Origin of the sequence: Streptomyces sp. XD-27 (assembly GCF_030553055.1) — a bacterium.
Classification (GTDB): Bacteria; Actinomycetota; Actinomycetes; order Streptomycetales; family Streptomycetaceae; genus Streptomyces.
This window is the reverse complement of sequence record NZ_CP130713.1, coordinates 876,099-893,546: the sequence shown is the minus strand read 5'-3', so window position 1 is coordinate 893,546 and position 17,448 is coordinate 876,099. Positions and strand designations below refer to the sequence as shown.

Annotated in this window: 14 protein-coding genes and 2 pseudogenes; 7 read left to right on the top strand and 9 right to left on the bottom strand. The window is 73.1% G+C overall.

Annotation, left to right across the window (positions count from 1 at the left end):
* Positions 1-20: 20 nt before the first annotated feature.
* Both Q3Y56_RS03800 and Q3Y56_RS03795 read right to left on the bottom strand, forming a co-directional pair.
* Positions 21-482 (bottom strand): polyketide hydroxylase, encoded by a 462-nt coding sequence (locus Q3Y56_RS03800; RefSeq protein ID WP_304460556.1) that lies wholly within the window; start codon positions 480-482, stop codon positions 21-23.
* Positions 483-533: 51 nt separating this feature from the next.
* Positions 534-602 (bottom strand): annotated as a pseudogene (locus tag Q3Y56_RS03795) (FAD-dependent monooxygenase); the annotation flags it as partial.
* Positions 603-743: 141 nt separating this feature from the next.
* Here Q3Y56_RS03795 and Q3Y56_RS03790 point away from each other — a divergent pair.
* A complete protein-coding gene (locus Q3Y56_RS03790) occupies positions 744-2,963 on the top strand; it encodes an NADP-dependent isocitrate dehydrogenase (protein WP_304460555.1) in 2,220 nt (739 codons plus the stop codon).
* Between the two features lie 75 nt (positions 2,964-3,038).
* On the opposite strand, the gene Q3Y56_RS03785 is transcribed toward Q3Y56_RS03790, so the two are convergent.
* Both Q3Y56_RS03785 and Q3Y56_RS03780 read right to left on the bottom strand, forming a co-directional pair.
* Positions 3,039-3,446 carry a hypothetical protein gene (locus Q3Y56_RS03785; protein ID WP_304460554.1) on the bottom strand — a complete coding sequence of 136 codons (408 nt, stop codon included), beginning with the start codon at positions 3,444-3,446 and terminating at the stop codon, positions 3,039-3,041.
* Between the two features lie 174 nt (positions 3,447-3,620).
* Positions 3,621-4,454 (bottom strand): pentapeptide repeat-containing protein, encoded by an 834-nt coding sequence (locus Q3Y56_RS03780; RefSeq protein WP_304460553.1) that lies wholly within the window; start codon positions 4,452-4,454, stop codon positions 3,621-3,623.
* Positions 4,455-4,654: 200 nt separating this feature from the next.
* On the opposite strand from Q3Y56_RS03780, the gene Q3Y56_RS03775 reads away from it, so the two are divergent.
* A complete protein-coding gene (locus Q3Y56_RS03775; RefSeq protein WP_304460552.1) occupies positions 4,655-5,578 on the top strand; it encodes a MurR/RpiR family transcriptional regulator in 924 nt (307 codons plus the stop codon).
* A 556-nt stretch (positions 5,579-6,134) separates the two neighbouring features.
* Entirely contained in the window at positions 6,135-6,302 is a 168-nt protein-coding gene (locus Q3Y56_RS33350) for a hypothetical protein (RefSeq protein WP_369696704.1), read from the top strand.
* Here the strand turns inward: Q3Y56_RS33350 and Q3Y56_RS03765 are convergent.
* Positions 6,297-6,506, bottom strand: a complete 210-nt coding sequence (locus Q3Y56_RS03765) for a hypothetical protein (RefSeq protein ID WP_304460551.1) — start codon at positions 6,504-6,506, stop codon at positions 6,297-6,299. The genes Q3Y56_RS33350 and Q3Y56_RS03765 overlap by 6 nt on opposite strands.
* Before the next feature lie 271 nt (positions 6,507-6,777).
* Between Q3Y56_RS03765 and ftsH the strand changes: the two genes are divergently transcribed.
* Entirely contained in the window at positions 6,778-8,742 is a 1,965-nt protein-coding gene (gene ftsH, locus Q3Y56_RS03760; RefSeq protein WP_304460550.1) for an ATP-dependent zinc metalloprotease FtsH, read from the top strand.
* 43 nt (positions 8,743-8,785) lie between these two features.
* On the opposite strand, the gene Q3Y56_RS03755 is transcribed toward ftsH, so the two are convergent.
* From Q3Y56_RS03755 to Q3Y56_RS03745, 3 genes and pseudogenes are all read right to left on the bottom strand, one after another.
* The gene (locus Q3Y56_RS03755; RefSeq protein WP_304460549.1) at positions 8,786-9,685 is read right to left on the bottom strand and encodes a hypothetical protein; all 900 of its coding nucleotides are present in this window, start codon (positions 9,683-9,685) and stop codon (positions 8,786-8,788) included.
* A gap of 259 nt (positions 9,686-9,944) precedes the next feature.
* A pseudogene (locus Q3Y56_RS03750) lies at positions 9,945-11,185 on the bottom strand (RtcB family protein).
* A 213-nt stretch (positions 11,186-11,398) separates the two neighbouring features.
* Positions 11,399-11,857, bottom strand: a complete 459-nt coding sequence (locus Q3Y56_RS03745; protein ID WP_304460548.1) for an archease — start codon at positions 11,855-11,857, stop codon at positions 11,399-11,401.
* A gap of 227 nt (positions 11,858-12,084) precedes the next feature.
* Between Q3Y56_RS03745 and Q3Y56_RS03740 the strand changes: the two genes are divergently transcribed.
* A complete protein-coding gene (locus tag Q3Y56_RS03740; RefSeq protein WP_304460547.1) occupies positions 12,085-13,215 on the top strand; it encodes a DUF5954 family protein in 1,131 nt (376 codons plus the stop codon).
* Positions 13,216-13,410: 195 nt separating this feature from the next.
* Here Q3Y56_RS03740 and Q3Y56_RS03735 read toward each other — a convergent pair whose 3' ends face one another.
* The gene (locus Q3Y56_RS03735; protein ID WP_304460546.1) at positions 13,411-14,556 is read right to left on the bottom strand and encodes a S1 family peptidase; all 1,146 of its coding nucleotides are present in this window, start codon (positions 14,554-14,556) and stop codon (positions 13,411-13,413) included.
* Positions 14,557-14,842: 286 nt separating this feature from the next.
* Here Q3Y56_RS03735 and Q3Y56_RS03730 point away from each other — a divergent pair, with 286 nt between their 5' ends.
* Both Q3Y56_RS03730 and Q3Y56_RS03725 read left to right on the top strand, forming a co-directional pair.
* Positions 14,843-15,904, top strand: a complete 1,062-nt coding sequence (locus Q3Y56_RS03730) for a type III polyketide synthase (protein ID WP_304460545.1) — start codon at positions 14,843-14,845, stop codon at positions 15,902-15,904.
* A gap of 94 nt (positions 15,905-15,998) precedes the next feature.
* Positions 15,999-17,033 (top strand): peptidase, encoded by a 1,035-nt coding sequence (locus Q3Y56_RS03725; RefSeq protein ID WP_304460544.1) that lies wholly within the window; start codon positions 15,999-16,001, stop codon positions 17,031-17,033.
* The last annotated feature ends 415 nt before the right edge of the window (positions 17,034-17,448 follow it).

The window sequence follows — 17,448 nt, the reverse complement described above, 5'->3', positions numbered from 1 at the left end:
CGGTCATTTCGGGCGGTGTCTCACCCCTGCGGGGCCGGACCGAACCAGGTGGCGAGGGCGGTGCGGAGCGCGGAGGTGTCCGGCGCGCCGCCGGCGGCGGCCGCCCAGGCGACATGGCCGTCGGGGCGGATGAGGAGCGCGGCGGGAGCGGGGATCTCGCCGATGGCCGGGACGGGCCAGTGGTCGTCCTCGCTCCGCGCCTCGACGAGGTCGACGCGATCGGCCCAGCCCTGCGCGGCCGCCGCCACCTCGGCGCTGCCGCGCAGGTCGAGCAGGACGGGGCGGCCGGCGTGCAGCAGCTCGTAGACGCGGGTGGCGCCGTCAGGCGTCTTGAGGTCGGCGTCGGGGACCCGGCGGCCCGCCAGCGGGTGGTGGCCGCCGACCGGGTACCGGATGTCCAGTGCGGTCAGCATGTGGCGCAGATGCCGGTTGACGTCGTCGAACACGATGAGCGAGCCGAACACGTCGCGCAGCGCGTCCACGTCGACGCCGGGGCGGTTCAGGGCCGCCTGCGCCCGGGTGTTGTGCAGAACGCGCTCGGCGACGGGGTGGCGCTCGGCGTGGTAGCTGTCCAGCAGGCTCTCCGGCGCCTGGCCGCGCAGAGCAAGCGGCTGCGCCGCGCGATGCCGGCCTACCGGGACGCCACCCTGACGGATCAGGGGCGCGGGGGGTCGGTGTCAGGGAGCCCCGATCACGAGATATCTTGATGTCGAGACGAAATGTAGACGTGAAGCGGAGTATCGGTGACTGACTCGACCATCATCTATACGCACACTGACGAGGCTCCGGCCCTGGCGACGCACTCGTTCCTGCCTGTGGTCCGGGCGTACGCAGCGACGGCCGGGATCAGTGTCGAGAGCCGCGACATTTCCCTGGCCGGGCGGATCATCGCCAGCTTCCCCGAGCACCTCGAAGAGGCCCAGCGCATCGACGACGCGCTCGCCGAGCTCGGCGAGCTGGCCAAGACGCCCGAGGCCAACATCATCAAGCTGCCGAACATCTCGGCCTCCATCCCGCAGCTCAAGGCGGCCATCGCGGAGCTGCAGCAGCAGGGCTACGCGCTGCCGGACTACCCGGACGACCCGAAGACCGACGAGGAGCGGGAGATCCGCGCCCGGTACGACAAGGTCAAGGGCAGCGCCGTCAACCCGGTGCTGCGCGAGGGCAACTCCGACCGCCGCGCCCCCGCGTCGGTGAAGAACTACGCCAAGACCCACCCGCACCGCATGGGCGCCTGGACCTCCGAGTCCAAGACGAACGTCGCGACCATGGGGGAGAACGACTTCCGCTCCACCGAGAAGTCCGCGGTGATCGCCGAGGCCGGCTCCCTCCGCATCGAGCTGGCGGGCGATGACGGCTCCACCACCGTGCTGCGCGAGTCCGTGCCGGTGCTGGCGGGCGAGGTCGTCGACGCCTCCGTGATGCGCGTCGCCGCGCTCCGCGAGTTCCTGACGGCGCAGGTGGCCCGCGCCAAGGCCGAGGGCGTGCTGTTCTCGGTGCACCTCAAGGCCACGATGATGAAGGTCTCCGACCCGATCGTCTTCGGCCACGTCGTGCGCGCCTTCTTCCCCAAGACGTTCGCGCAGTACGGCGAGACGCTCGCCGCGGCCGGCCTGACCCCGAACGACGGTCTCGGCGGCATCTTCAAGGGCCTGGAGTCCCTGCCCGAGGGCGCCGAGATCAAGGCCTCCTTCGACGCCGAGCTCGCCGAGGGCCCGGAGCTGGCGATGGTCGACTCCGACAAGGGCATCACCAACCTCCACGTGCCGTCCGACGTCATCGTCGACGCCTCCATGCCCGCCATGATCCGCACCTCCGGCCACATGTGGGGCCCGGACGGCCAGGAGGCCGACACCCTCGCGGTCCTGCCGGACAGCAGCTACTCGGGCGTCTACCAGGCCGTGCTCGACGACTGCCGCGCCCACGGCGCCTACGACCCGTCGACCATGGGCTCCGTCCCGAACGTCGGTCTGATGGCGCAGAAGGCCGAGGAGTACGGCAGCCACGACAAGACCTTCGAGATCCCGGCCACCGGCACGGTCCGCCTCGTCGACCAGGCCGGTAACGTCGTCCTGGAGCAGGCTGTCTCCGCCGGCGACATCTTCCGCGCCTGCCAGACCAAGGACGCCCCGATCAAGGACTGGGTCAAGCTGGCCGTCACCCGCGCCCGCGCGACCGGCGACCCGGCGGTGTTCTGGCTGGACGAGACCCGCGCCCACGACGCCAACCTGATCGCCAAGGTCAAGCAGTACCTGCCGGAGCACGACACCGAGGGCCTGGACATCAAGATCCTGTCCCCGGTCGAGGCGACCAAGCTCTCCGTGGAGCGCATCCGCCGCGGCGAGAACACCATCTCCGTCACCGGCAACGTGCTGCGCGACTACCTGACCGACCTGTTCCCGATCCTGGAGCTGGGCACCAGCGCCAAGATGCTGTCGGTCGTCCCGCTGATGGCGGGCGGCGGCCTCTTCGAGACGGGCGCCGGCGGCTCCGCGCCGAAGCACGTCCAGCAGCTCGTCAAGGAGAACTACCTGCGCTGGGACAGCCTGGGCGAGTTCTTCGCGCTGGCGGCCAGCTTCGAGCACCTCGCGCAGGCCGCGGGCAACGCGCGGGCCCAGGTCCTCGCCGACACCCTCGACCGCGCCACGGCGACCTTCCTCAACGAGGACAAGTCGCCGACCCGTCGCGTCGGCGGCATCGACAACCGCGGCAGCCACTTCTACCTGTCGCTGTACTGGGCGCAGGAGCTGGCCAAGCAGACCGACGACGCGGACCTGGCCAAGGCGTTCGGCCCGCTCGCCGAGACGCTGACCGCCAAGGAGCAGGCCATCGTCGACGAGCTGATCGCCGTCCAGGGCAAGCCGGCCGACATCGGCGGCTACTACCAGCCCGACCCCGCCAAGGCGGCGGCCGTCATGCGTCCGTCGAAGACCCTCAACGAGGCGATCGCGACCCTCGGCTGACGGACCGACTCACGAAAAGGGGCCCCCGGCCGTCCACGCGACGGCCGGGGGCCCCTTTCCGTGCACGCACGGCGCTCAGCGCACCGTCACGGTGAAGACGGCGGAGGCGGTCTTGCCGCTGACCATGCGCAGCTCGTTCTTGCCCTTCAGGCCGAGCTTGGCGCGCAGCGAGTAGGCGCCGCTCTTGTTGACGACGGTGCCGGCGGGCAGGGCGACCCACTTGCCCCGCTGCTTCTGCTGGAGGCCGACCTTGCTGCCCGCCGCGATGCCCGTCGCCTTGCCGGTGATCCGGAACTCCTGCCAGGCGCGGACGCTGTCCACGGACGGCTTGGCGGTGAGCGCCGCCTTGGCCTTGGGCTGGACCTTCACCTGCGCCACGGGCTTGGCCGGGGCGGGGGAGGCGGCCATCGCCGTGGCGGCACCGCCGCCGAGGAGCGCGGCGGCGAGGGTGGTGGCGATGACAACGCGACGCGTCTGGTTCATGGCATTTTTTCCACATCGTGTGAATTGGACGACCTTCGCCCTGATAGAGGGGGGAAGTCAGGGATGGGTTGCGTCGTTCACTGCGGATTTCTCGGACCATGGAATGGCTCGTGGACCGCTTCGCGGGCAGGCCGTCCACGGGCGGCTGCGGCTGATCGCGGCCCGCCCGTCCGGCTACCAGTGCGCGGGGCGGGTGAGTGCCGCGGGCAGCCTGGTCGCGGCGTCCCCCTTGGCCGCGTTGAGCTGGGCCTGGGTGAGGAAGATGCTGCCGGTGAGGTCGGCCCCGCTCAGGTCGGCGTCGCGGAAGTCCGCCCCGATCAGGTCGGCCGTGCGCAGGTCCGCGCCGCCGAGGTCGGCCGCGATGAGGTAGGCGCCGCGGAGGTTGGCCCCCCGCAGGTCGGCGCCCCGCAGCCGGGCGCCGATCAGGTCGGCACCCCGGTGGTTCTTCTTGCGGCCCGGGACCTCGGCCCGCACCAGCTCACTGGCCCGCAGCAGGAGCGCGTTGGCCTCGCCGCGCAGTGCCGCCACATCGAGCTCGACGAGGGACGCGGCGTCGCCCCGGGTGAGTCGGTCGAGGCGGTCCAGGGCGCGACGCAGATCCTTGTGGACGGGGCGGGCCGGGGCCAGATCGAGGGCCTCGGACACGTACCAGAGCAGCTCGTGCAGCTGCCGCATCACGGGGAAGACCTCGAACATCCGGCGTGCGGTCCGCGGCTGCCGCCGCCAGTCCTCGCCGCCGAAGGTGACCTGGGAGACCTTCTGGCCCGCGCCGAAGCAGTCGAAGACGGTGCAGCCGGAGAAGCCCTTCTCCCGCAGGTCGGCGTGGATGCCGCAGCGGAAGTCCGCCCGCAGGTTCGCGCACGGCTGCCCGGCCGGCTTGTCGGCCGCGAAGTCGGCCGAGCGCGCGAAGGGCAGCGCCACGCAGCACAGCCCGAAGCAGTTCGCGCAGTCCGCCTGGAGGTCGCGGCGGTCGGCGGGGCCGGACGGGGCCTGGTGCTGGGGGGACAATGTGTGTGATCTCCTGCCGGTGAGACGGTCGCCGCCTCCTGGACTGCTCTTGACGGGACGCCATTCTCCCAGACGGCGCGGGGGCGTACGCCGACGGCGCGGGGCGTACGGTGCGTACACCGACCGGAAAGATCTTCCCTCTGGCGACCACGGTGCGTGAGCTATGTTGAGCGGGAGAGGGTCGAGAAGGAGGCACAGCGGTGTCATCAGGGCAGCAGGCACGCGCGCAGGCGTCCGCGATCACCCCGGGAAAGCGGTCCGCGGAGGCGGAGCCGCTGCCTGCCGACAAGGTGCGCGCCCTGTTCGGCGGCCACCGGCTCTCCCCCGCGCAGCGGCGCATCGCGCAGTACATCACCGACCACCTCACCGAGGCCGCGTTCCTGTCGATCACGGACCTCGCCGAGCGGGTGGGCGTGAGCCAGCCGTCGGTGACCCGCTTCGCGTCCTCCCTGGGCTTCAGCGGATACCCCGGGCTCCGGGAGGCACTGCAGCCGATCGCGCTGAGCGCGCTCTCCGGGGCCCCGGGGACCCGGGAGGAGATCCGCCGCAACGAGCTCCAGGCGGCCGTCGACGCCGAGATCGCCAACCTGGAGAGCCTGCGCCGGGTGTTCGCCGACACCGACCAGGTGCTCGACGTCGGCCGCGAACTCGCCAGATCGGTCCCGCTGACGATCCTGGGACTGCGGATCTCCGCCTCGCTGGCGGAGTACTTCGCGTACGCGGCGAAGCGCATCCACCCGGACGTGCGGTTGGTGTCCCGCGGCGGCAGCGTGGCCTATGACGCGCTGCTCCAGTCGCGGGAGGCCGGCGGCACGTGGGTGCTGGCGTTCGCGATGCCGCGGCACGCCCACGAGACCCTGGCGGCGATGCGGGCCGCGCGCCGGACCGGGCTGCGCGTCGCGCTGATCACGGACCTGACGCTCGGGCCGCTGGTGGAGGAGGCCGAGGTGGCGCTCACCGCCGGCACGGGGTCACGTCTCGTCTTCGACTCGTACGCGGCGCCGGGGGTCCTGGCCGCGGCGATCCTCCAGGCGATGGCCGACGCGGATCCCGAGCGCACGCAACTGCGGTTGGAGAAGTACGAACAGGCCGCGGAGCAGCACCACTTCTTCCTGGACCACTGACCCGCCCGGACGCTGCTCCGGGCGGGATTTTCACGCCCCGTGATGCATGAAATTTTTCATGTCCTTGCGTACTTCGCAGTATATATATTTACTACGTGTGGCACCTGGGCCCCTCGCGGGGGTGAGCCGGTCACAGCGCTCGCGACGGCGAGCCCCGGGAGTCACGTGGACGAACACCCTGGGACGACTTCCCTCCTCGTCGGCCCGGCGGTGTTGCGTTCGGGCGGTCCGCTCCCCTCGGACCCGCCCCCGGCGGCCCCCGGTCAACCCCTGGGCCGGGGCCGTCGGTCATCATCTGGTCCCCGCGACCAGAACCCTCAGCTCCGGAAGCGACGGCGATGTCCCAGGCGATGACCCAGACCTACCAGCCGATCAGCGCGGCCTGGCCCTGCCAGGTTCCGGCCCCGGTACCCGGGACTGGGAGCGCGCGGCGGCCCGCTGGCTCCGAGACCTCCTGCCGGCCCGCTACGCGGGGTACTCCACGCTCACCCGGCATCCCGTCCTGCTCGCCCGGCACGCGCGGCTCCAGCTGGAGCACGAGATCCGCGCCGTACGGGTGGCGCTGCGGACCGCCCGGGCCGAACTGCCCGGCCTCGGAGTCGCCGAGACGGTCATCGAAGGCACCATCCGGATGTACGCGACCGAGCTGGAGCAGCTCAACCGCCTCGCGTGCGGAGTGCGGCTGATCACGGAAGCGCTGCTCAAGGACGGGCGACGGCTATAGGCCCTGCGCGAGCAGCAGCTCGTGCGCCAGCCGCGCGCCGCGGTCGGCGCTGTCCTCGGGGCCCGCGTCCTCCGACGGAATCCGCTCCAGGCCCTGGGCGAGGGCCCGAACGGCGTCGGCGAGTGTCTGGACCTGCGATTCCAGGAGGCGCAGCCGCTCATCGGTGCCTTCCGGTGCCTGCTGGGCGGCGGGGTTGTCGGTCATCGTCATCGGCCTCCGCGACATCGTGCTGGTACGTACCGGTCAGGTTCCAGACTCGTCACTCGGCTCCCGGTTCGCAAAAGGGGTCAAAGGGGGTGGGTCGGAAACCTACCCTGGCAGGGAAGACACCGATCCCGCATCCGATCGGGGCGAGCCGCCGTGATCACACGTGTACGCCTCTCCCGCCGGCACCCGACACGGTCGGCCAAGCCGGGGCCTCCGCACGAGCGGCCCCAGCCCCGCGGCCGGACTCGTCCCCTCCCGCCTGGCGCAGATGGCTGCTGCCCCTCGCCCTGGTGGTGGTCTTCGTCGTCCTGCTGCTTGTCCGCACCCCGCAGGGGACAAGCCCACCTCGTACAGCTACTCCGACTTCGTCGGCAAGGTCGACGTCGGCCAGGTGCGCACGGTGAGCATCGACGACAAGGGCGAGGTGCACGGCACCTTGAAGAACGGCGCGAAGTTCACCACCCGGATCCCCACCGCGCTCGACACCCGCGGGCTCGAGCAGGACCTCCAGGACAAGGACGTGGCGATCACGGCCACCCGCGACAGCGAGGGCGGCGGCAACGCCCTGGTGACGCTGGCGGTGCTGTTCCTGCCGCTGCTGCTGCTCGGCGGCCTCCTGCTGTGGACCGGGCGGCGGGCGGCACGGTCGCTGACGGGCGGCATCAGCGCCATCGGACGGTCCCGGGCGAAGATCATCGAGGCGGAGCGGCCCACCACGCGCTTCGACGACGTCGCCGGCTACGAGGGCGTCAAGCAGGAGGTCAACGAAGTGGTCGACTTCCTGCGGAACCCCGGCCGCTACGCCGCGGCGGGCGCCAAGGGGCCGCGCGGCGTGATCATGGTCGGGCCGCCGGGCACCGGCAAGACCCTGCTCGCGCGGGCGGTCGCCGGGGAGGCCGACGTGCCCTTCCTGTCGGTGACCGGCTCGGCGTTCGTCGAGATGTTCGTGGGCGTCGGCGCCTCCCGGGTGCGCGACCTGTTCGGCGAGGCACGCAAACGCGCGCCCTCGATCATCTTCATCGACGAGATCGACGCCGTCGGCAGCCGCCGGGGGAACGTCCGGATCAGCGGCAACGACGAGCGCGAGCAGACCCTCAACCAGCTGCTGGCCGAGATGGACGGCTTCGACGTCACCACCGGCATCGTCGTCCTGGCCGCCACCAACCGGCCCGAGGCCCTCGACACGGCCCTGCTGCGCCCCGGCCGCTTCGACCGGCACGTGACCGTCCCCCTGCCCAACCAGGCCGAGCGGGCCGCGATCCTGGCCGTCCACGCCCGGGGGAAGTCCCTGTCCGCCGCCGTCGACCTCGACGCGGTCGCCCGCGCCACCCCCGGCTTCTCCGGGGCCGACCTGGCCAACCTGGTGAACGAGGCGGCCATCAACGCGGTGCGCGCCGACCGGTCGACCATCGGCCGCGACGACCTGGACGCCGCCCGCGACCGGATCCTGCTCGGCCGCCGGGAGTCCTCCAACGCCCTGCTCCCCGACGAGCGCCACTCGGTCGCGGTCCACGAGTCCGGGCACGCGCTCGCCGCGGCGCTGTGCGCGCACGCCGACCCGGTGGCGAAGGTGACCATCCTGCCGTCCGGCCCGGCGCTCGGCGCCACCGAGCAGCTCCCGGAGGCCGAGCGCCACCTCTACAGCGAGGGCTACCTCACCGACCTGCTCACCGTCCGCCTCGGCGGCCGGGCCGCCGAGCTGGTCGTCTTCGGCGAGGGAACCACGGGCGCCGCCGACGACCTGGCCGGGGCCACCCAGATCGCCGTCCGCATGGTGCGCGAGTTCGGGCTCTCCCCGGAGCTGGGACCGGTCGGCTACGCCACGGGCCGCCCCCAGTTCGTCGGCGAGCCGACGGACGAGCCCCAGTGGCGGCCGTACTCCGAGCAGACCCAGCGGCTCGTGGACGAAGAGGTCGCACGCCTGGTGCGGCAGGCCGAGGAACGCGCCGTCGCCCTGCTGCGCGCCCACCGGACGGCACTGGACCGGCTCGCCGCGCTCCTCGTCGTACGCGAGACCGTCGACGGGGCCGTGGTCCTCGACGTCCTGGAGAAGGAGCGGCAGCCGGACCCCGCCGCCGAGCAGCGGCCGGACCTGCGCAAGCGACGGCGACCCGGCCCGCGCGGGCAGGAGCAGCCGGAGCCGGACCCGCGCAGGCAAGGGCAGCCGGAGCCGGAGCCGCGGGGGGAGCGGCAGCCCGACCTGGGCGAGGAGCGGCGGCCCGGCGGCCACTGAGCGGACCGGCCGCGGCCACCGCGCCGCACCGGCCGCGCGCACGTCACGACCGCGTGTCCGGGTCGGTGTACCGCAGCAGCACCCCGACGCCCTCCACCAACGGCAATTCGGTGCGCGGTACGACGACCAGCTCGGCACCCGTGCGGACCAGCGCGCGGATCAGGGCCGCCCCGGCCGGGCCCTCCTGGAAGCCCAGCACGCCGAACGACTCCAGCTCCGCGGGTGACAGGGCGATCTCCGTCGGCTGCGACCCGGTCCACAGCGGCCCCCAGAACTGGACGGGGGTGTTGAGCAGCAGCGCGCTCACCTGCCCGCGCTGCAACGCCGCCACGACGTCGGCCATCCCCTCGACCGCGCCCCCGCCCCGGGCCCGCTGCGCCAGGAACGTCTCCATCCGGGCCCTGTCCCGCGCGCTCAGCCTTCCCCGGAGCGCCTCGTCCAGCTCCCGCTCCATCAGCGCGCGGCCCGGGCCGGTGCCCCGCCCGTCGCCCGGCACCGCGACGACGCGCTCACGCAGCGGCCGGGGAAGGCGGTTGACCAGGACGTTGCGGGCCCAGGGCGTGCCGCTCACCACGATCGCCTCGGCGTCGCTGCCGTAGGCCAGCTCCGCCAGCTCGCCGGCGATCCGCGCGGCGCCGCGCGGCCACTGGTCGGCGGGACCGCGCCGGTGGTGGCGGACCCCCGGCGAGACCTTGCTGCTCGGCCACCTGCCCGCCTGGAAGTCCACCTCCACCTCCTCCGGAGCACCGGTGTCCGCGTGCGCGACCCGGTGCACGGCCGCCGCGGTGTACGGGATGTCGGGCGCGTGCTGCACCACCAGCGGCAGCACATCGGGCAGCCGGGTGAACCGGGCCGCGTCCCGCGCCGGCGGCTCCGGCAGCTCGTCCACCAGGACCAGGTGGCCGTGGCTGGCGAAGATCGCCTGTCCGTGCCGCCCGGACACCTGCCGGTCGGCGCCCGCGGCCCGGCGACGGCGGCCACGGTGGCGGTGTCGGCCCCCTGCTGGGCCAGTTCCTCGCGCACGTGCCGCCGGCGCAGCCCCATCGCCGTCTCCGGGTCGTCGATGTCACGCGAGCTGTCCACGTAGGCACAGGCGTAGGGGCCCGGACTCGCGTACACCGGGTCGAGAAAGGTCAGCTTCACGATCGCTCCCCCTTTCGGTGCCCTGCTGTGTGGTGCCCCCTCCAGCCTCGCGCGCCGGGTCAGCCCTTGACGACACCGAGGGGCACGAGACGGGCGACGACACGGGCCAGCCCGGCGCCCTCGGTGGCGGCGGCCACCGCGTCCACGTCCTTGTACGCGTCGGGCGCCTCCTCGGCCAGTCCGCGCCAGGAGGACGGGCGGACGGCGATGCCCCGGGACACCAGTTCGTCGCGCAGCTCCTGCCCGCGCACCATGCGCAGCGCCTTGTGCCGGCTCCACACCCGCCCCGCGCCGTGGCAGGCCGAGAAGAAGGCGTCGTTGCCGGGCATGCCCACCATCACGTAGGAGGCGGTTCCCATGGTGCCGGGGATGAGTACGGGCTGGCCGGCGGCCGCGAGGTCGTCCGGCAGCTCGGGGTCGCCGGGCGGCAGCGCCCGCGTGGCGCCCTTGCGGTGGACGCAGAGCCGCCGCGGTTCGCCGTCGATCTCGTGCGTCTCCAGTTTCGCCATGTTGTGGGAGATGTCGTACACCAGGTCCAGGCCCGTCTCCGCCGCGGTGGCGAACGCCCTGCGGGCGGCTTCGGAGAGCAGCTGCCGGTTGGCGCGGCCGTAGTTGGCGGCCGCCGCCATCGCCCCCAGGTAGGCGTGGCCGGGCGGGGACTCCACGGGTACGCAGGCCAGCTGCCGGTCCGGGACCTCGATGCCGTAGCGGCGCATCGCCTGGTCCATCACCCGCACGTGGTCGGTGCACACCTGGTGGCCCAGACCGCGCGAGCCGCAGTGGATCATCACGCACACCTGCTCGGGCCGGAGCCCGAAGGCGGCCGCGGTGGCCGGGTCGTACACCTCGTCCACCGCCTGCACCTCCAGGAAGTGGTTGCCCGAGCCGAGGCTGCCCACCTGGCCGAGCCCGCGCTCCACGGCCCGCGCCCCGACCTGCGCCGGATCGGCCCCGGCCAGGACGCCCGCGTCCTCGCAGCGCGCCAGGTCGCGCGGCACGCCGTGGCCGTGCTCGACCGCGTACCGGGCGCCGCCGGTCAGCAGCCCGTCCACGTCCCCGCGGCCGGTCAGGTGCCACAGACCGCCGCCACGCAGGCCGCGCGGGATGGTGGCGTCGAGGATGTCCATCAGCCGCGGCAACCGGCGGGCCAGCGGACCGCGGTCGATGCCGGCCGCCAGCAGCCGGACGCCGCAGGAGATGTCGAAGCCGACGCCGCCGGGGGAGATCACGCCGCCCGCCGCGACGTCGGTGGCGGCCACGCCGCCGATGGGGAAGCCGTACCCCAGTGGACGTCGGGCATGGCGAAGGAGGCGCGCACGATCCCGGGCAGCGTCGCGACGTTCGCCACCTGATCCAGCGCCTGGTCGCCCGCCGCCTGGGGAAGCAGGTCCTTCGAGCCGAACACCACTCCGGGCACGCGCATGGGGCCGCACTGCTCGATACGGAAGCGGAACGGGCCCTCCTCGACCAGGGTGATCTCCATGCCGCTCACCTCCAGTCCGGCATCGCGGCGTCAGACGTCGACCGTCACGCGGCAGGTCCACCTGCCCGGCGAGCCCTCCAAGTGGAGGCCGTGCAGGGCGACGGCCTTGGGCACGGCTCCGACCGGTGCCGCCGCGGCGGCGTCGACCATCCGGAAGCGGACCGTCGCGGTACGGCGACCGCCCGCCGCTCTGATCGGCTCCACCGCCACGTCCCGGGGGACCTCCCCGTCGATGTCCATCCGCGAGACGACCTCCTCCAGCACCGCGTACAGCAGGTCCTCGTCGGTGCCGGCGGCCACGGAGCACTCCCGGTCCGCCACGACGTCGGCCGCGGAGGTGTCGGCGAAGCCTTCCACCATCGCGCGCACGGCCTCGGCGATGCAGCCCTCGGGCGTGGTGGACCACGCCTCCAGGCGGGTGTCCGCGGTGTGCGGCACCGCCCGGTGACCGCTGTCGGAAGGCCGGTCGGCAGGCACCCGATCGTCCACCGCCTCTCCTCAAGGCCAAGGTTCGCAGGGCACCTACTTCCAGCCTTGACCAGCGCCTCACCTGCGGCAACCGGGGCGGGACGCCGCTGACGAGGCGCATGCGGCCGACCGTGGAACCCGGCGCGTCATAGCCGGTCCTCCGCGTCCGCCGCAAGATCCGTTCACCGCCGCGTGTGGAATATCGGGTTCACGCGGCGCGCCCGGCGCCGCTCGTGCACATTCGCTCCATGAGTGGTTACGAGGACGAGGTCCCCGCCTATCTGACGGTGCGGGTGACCTTGCAGGACGGCCCGATCGCGGCCTTCGCCGAGCAGGAGGCGTGGGAGGCCAGGGAGCGGTACCCGAAGCTGATGGGCCTGGGGGCGCCGGAGTTCTTCCACGCCAAGGAGCTCGAGACGGGCGGCTGGGAGCTGTCGGGGTACGGGAACGGCACGCCGCAGCAGGCGCGGGACTCACTCGGCTCGTCCTTCCGGAAGCGGGCCGCCGAGGCCGCCGGGGCCGGGGAGGAGAAGGCGCACCGGAAGTGGCTGGCGGCGGCGGCGCGCATGGACCGGGAGGTCGTCGACGACGTGCGCGTCCAGGGCGAGAGGCACCGGATCGTCCGCGCCGCGCACTTCATCCGGGCGGGCGGCGGCGGCCCGGAGCCGCCCCGCCCCTCCGACCCCGACCCGGGGGAGGTCGGGGAGTCGTACCGGCTGCCGTGCCGCACCAAGGGCTTCGTCGTGGACCCGTTCGCCGGCACCGGCCTGTCCGACGGCATCCTCAAGCTGGACCTGGTGCGCTTCGCCGGGGCGTCGGTCGGGGGGCCGCCGGAGATGGCGGAGGACGCGCGGCGGGCCATCGCCAGGTACCCGGGCGGGGTGCTGCTGCCGGCCGCGTACGCCGTCTCCGAGCGGGTGGACGGGCAGTGGCAGGCGCACAACCCGGGCTCGACGTACTCGACGCCGCAGGGCGCGCGGGACGCCCTGGCGACCTGGCTGCGGGTGATGGCGCCGTTCACGATGGAGCTGGACGAGACGGAGCGCGCGGAGTACGCGCGGGCGGCCGACCGGCTCGACGACAAGCGCGGCAACGCGGTGAGCGTCGCCGGCCGCCGCTTCCGGGTGACACGGGTCGAGCGGCTGGTCCGCATCGGCCCCGACGGGCCCGAGGGCCCGCGTCCCTCGGACTTCGACCCGGACCCGCCCATCGAGGTCCAGACGGCGCGGCTCAAGGCGGAAGGGCTGTGGAAGGAGAGGGACGAGGACGAGCCGATCGAGCTCGACGAGCGGACCTTGGAACTGAAGCGCTTATGGGACCAGGAGGAGGTCCGCCGCGCGGTGGCCAAGGAGCGCAGGAGCCGCGGCAAGGGCGTCTGACGTGCGCGGAGGGCCCCGGGCGCCGGGGAGGGAGGGGGGAGCCCGGGGCCCGGCGTGCGGGCCGGGTGGCCGGCCGGTTCCGGTACGGCTTCGCGGCGACGGCGTCTCACGCGGCGGGGCGCGCCGCCCGGCGCTGTCTCGTGCGGGCGGCTTCCGGTACGGCGGCTTCCCGTACGGCGGCCTCCGGCGCGGCCGTCAGTTCACCGCGGCACCCGGGGCGGACGCGGCGCCGCCCTCGCCGCCGATGACCGCGCCCGTGGCCTCCAGCGCGGCCGAGACCGGCTGGAAGAAGGTCTCGCCGCCCTGGGTGCAGTCACCGCTGCCGCCCGAGGTGAGGCCGACCGCGGCGTCGCCGGAGAACATCGCGCCGCCGCTGTCGCCCGGTTCCGCGCACACGTCCGTCTGGATGAGCCCGTTCACGATGTCGCCGTTGCCGTAGTTGACGGTGGCGTCCAGGCCGGTGACGGTGCCGGCGCTGCGGCCGGTGGTGCTGCCGGCGCGCTGCACCTCCATGCCCACGGCGGCGTCGGCGACCCGGGTGATCTCCTGCGTTCCGCCGTCCTGGAGGTCGACGCTGCTGGGAGCCGCGGCGTTCGGGTCGTCGTACGTCACGAGCGCGAAGTCGCTGCCCGGGAACTGCGACTCCCGCGTGGTGCCCAGGGGCTGAGCGCCGCCCTGGTCGCTGGTCCAGCTCGGGGCGATGTTGCCGCAGTGACCCGCGGTCAGGAACGCCGGCGCCCCGCCGACGGTGACGTTGAACCCGAGCGAGCAGCGCGACCCGCCGCCGAAGATGGCGTCGCCGCCGTTGACGGCGCCGTCGGTGTCGAACGCCGTGAACTCGCCCCGGGAGCGCTGAACGGACACCAGCCCGCCCATCCGCTCGACGGTCCTGGTCAGGGTGCGCAGCCTGCTCCCCGTCACGGTTCTGTCGGCGATGACGCGCACCTTGTTGGTGCGCGGGTCGATGGACCAGGCGGTGCCGGGCAGCGCAGCCGAGTCGCTCAGGGTGCGGGTCGCGGCCCGCAGTTCGGCCGTGCTGTTCTCGACCGCCCTGGCTTCCGCGCCGCTCTCCCGGACCCGGCGGGCGGCGGCCTCGTCCAACACGTTGACCACCAGTCGGCCGCGGTCCCCGTCGTAGTACCAGCCCGCTGCCCTCGGGCCGAGCTCCGGCACCAGCGTGCCCGCGACCTGCGTCGCGGAGCGGGCGGTGAACGTCCGGGCGGAGGGCTTCGCGTCCGGGCTCGCGTTGGCGTCGGGGAGCAGGATGACCGCTGCCAGGAGGGCGGTTCCGGAGGCTCCCACTATGAGACCCGTCCGCTTGTTCACGTGTCGATGGCTCAACTCACTGTCCTCCGGTCGGGGGAGCACGGGGGAATCGCCGCGGTGGGCCCGTTCCGCGCCCTTCGGCGCCCCGTGCGCGCTGGTCATCCATTCGTACGGGGTCCGTGCCGCCCCCATTCGAGGGCACTCAAGCTGTGATGAATTCCGCCGCGCGGGCCGCCGGTCGGGTAAACTCGCTCGTTTCACCGGTGACCGGAGCTGACGGAGCGTGAGGGGGCGGCGTTTCGCGAACGTCCATTCGAGTCGCCGAATTGCCCCGAATGCCGGTACTCGGATAATTGTCGCCATGGACGACATATGGGTTCCACGAATCACCGGCTTCGGCGTGGCTCTCCCGTCGATTTACCAGTCCCAGGCGGAGATCCCCGACTTCCTGCCGGACGACTATCCCAAGAAGGGCTTCCTCCAGAAGGTCGTTGCCCACTGCGGAATCGAGGGCCGCTATCTGGCGGTGGACCCGATCGCCGAGGACGTGCGGAACTGGTCCACCGGGGCGCGCATGAGCCGCCACCTGGACGAGGCGCTGCCGCTCAGCGAGGAGGCCATCGCCACCGCCCTCAAGCGGACGTCACTCGACGCCGACGACATCGGGCTGCTGTGCCTGGTGTCGTCGACCGGATACGTGACGCCCGGCGTCGACACCGGCATCGCCCGGGACTTCGGCATGGCGCCGGACACCAAGCGCGTCTCGGTCGGGCACATGGGATGCTTCGCGGCCCTTCCCGCCCTGGAGGTCTGCGCGGACTTCGTGCGCCACAACGAGCGGCCCGCGTTGATGATCAACGTGGAACTCTCGTCCCTGCACCTGCAACCACCGCCCTACGACAACCAGCAGGTCGTGGTGAGCTCGCTGTTCGCCGACGCGGCCGTGGCCACGGTCGTCCAGCGCGAGCAGCACCGCGACGGCTGGGGCCTGGAGGTGGTGGACGTCAACACCCGCACCGACGCCGAGCACGAGGACTGCATGTCCTGGACGGTGACCGACAAGGGGTTCCGGATGGGCCTGTCCCCGCAGGTCCCCGGCGTGGTCGGCACCCATCTGCCCGGCATGGTCCGGGAACTGCTCGGGCGCCGCGGGCTCGACGTCTCCGACGTGGAGTGGTGGGCGATCCACCCGGGCGGGCCCGCCATCATCGACGCCGCCGTGAACAGCCTGGACCTCGACCCCGCCGCCGCCGACGCCTCCCGCAAAGTGCTCCACGACTACGGCAACTGCGCCTCCGCGGGCGTGCTCATGGTCATGGAGGCCCTGCAGAGCGCCGCGCCCCTGGAACCCGGGAAGCACGGCATCGCCGTGGCGTTCGGCCCCGGACTGACCATCTACGCCGTGCTGCTGCGCGGCACATGAGGCAGGCCGTCGCGCGCCGCGCCGAGTTGCGCGGCGACGGCCCGCTGCTACGCTCAATTCGATGTGTCATCATCCCGGAACGGTGGTGAGTCAGATGCATTCGACGACCCCGGGCGCGGACATATTGCGGCAACTCGGTTTCGCGGCACACGACGATCACCATCTCACCGAATCGTTCGCGAAATTCGATGACGGCACCGACTTCCGAATAGAAGTCCCGGCCGTGAACAGTTCGGCGACATTTTCCGGAATTCTCCGCCGCGCCCGCCGCCAGGGCGTCTTCATCAACCGGGCGACCGAGACGCTGGGCCTCTTCCGGCACACCGGCCGGGAACTGAGGGACTATCTCTCGCTCGCCCGCGACGAGGGCGTCGCGATGTACTTCTCCGCCGGTCCACCGGCGGCGTACGACACGGGCTCACAGCGCGGCGCCCCCGCAGGCGACCGGCTGCGCGGCGTGGACCAGCTCCGCAACGCGCTCGACGACGTGCTGCGCGGCATCGACCTGGGCTGCCGCAACTTCGTGGTGTACGACGAGGGGCTGCTGCACATCCTCTCGCTCGCCCGGTCCCGCCGCCGGATCCCCGCCGAGGTGCGGTTCAAGGCGCCGGCGCACCTCGGGTACGCCAACGCCGCCGGCGTGCGGCTGCTGGCCGGGCTCGGCGCCGACAGCGTCACCCCCGTCACCGGACTGCCGACGGCGGCCGTGGCGGCGATGCGGCAGGCGGTCGACGTCCCGTTGGACCTGCACACCGGCAACCCTCCCGGTTCCGGTGGGTTCGTACCCACCTACGAGACCCCCGACCTCGTCCGCGTCGCGCGGCCGGTGCACCTCATGCCGGGCGACCCGGCGGTGACCGCCCCAGACGCGGTCACCGACCACGCGGACGGCGAGCGGATGGCCGACCAGGCCGCCATCGTGGTGGAGACGCTGCAACGCCTCGCCCCGGAACTGCGCCAGAGCCCCGCGGGCACGGAGACGCCGCCCGCGGCCGGACCGCGACTGCCGGTCAACGGGGCGGCGGGCGGGCGCCCGCTGACGGTCTCGCCACTCATCGACCAGGACAAGGGCCTCGGCCCCGTCAAGGACGGCGGCCTGCGTCCCGCCGGGGACAAGCCGTACGCCTGACCGCGCGATGTCGGAGACTCGGCTTCGGCTGGAACCACATCCGGCACCCGGCCCCGGCCGTTGGGGCCGCCCGCTTCGCCGCCGCCCTGCCCGAGGGCGGCGGCGACGTGCGTGCCGACGACGCGCCGGCCCGGCAACCGGCCGCCGCCACCCCCGAGTCCGCCCTCGTCCTCCTCGCCGACCCGCTCACCCAGGTCGCGCTGCCTGCACCGCCTGAACCGGCGCCCGGCCACGCTGTGGCCGCGCCCGGAACCCATCGCGTTTCGGCCATGTCACCGACGCGCTCCTGACAGTGTGGCGCTTCCGTGGCACTCTGCCCCACGCACCCCCGATCCGCACCGCTCATCTGCCCGGACCGCGACCCACCGCGGTCCGGCCCCCCACACTGCCCGCGCGACGACTCGCGCGGCCTGGG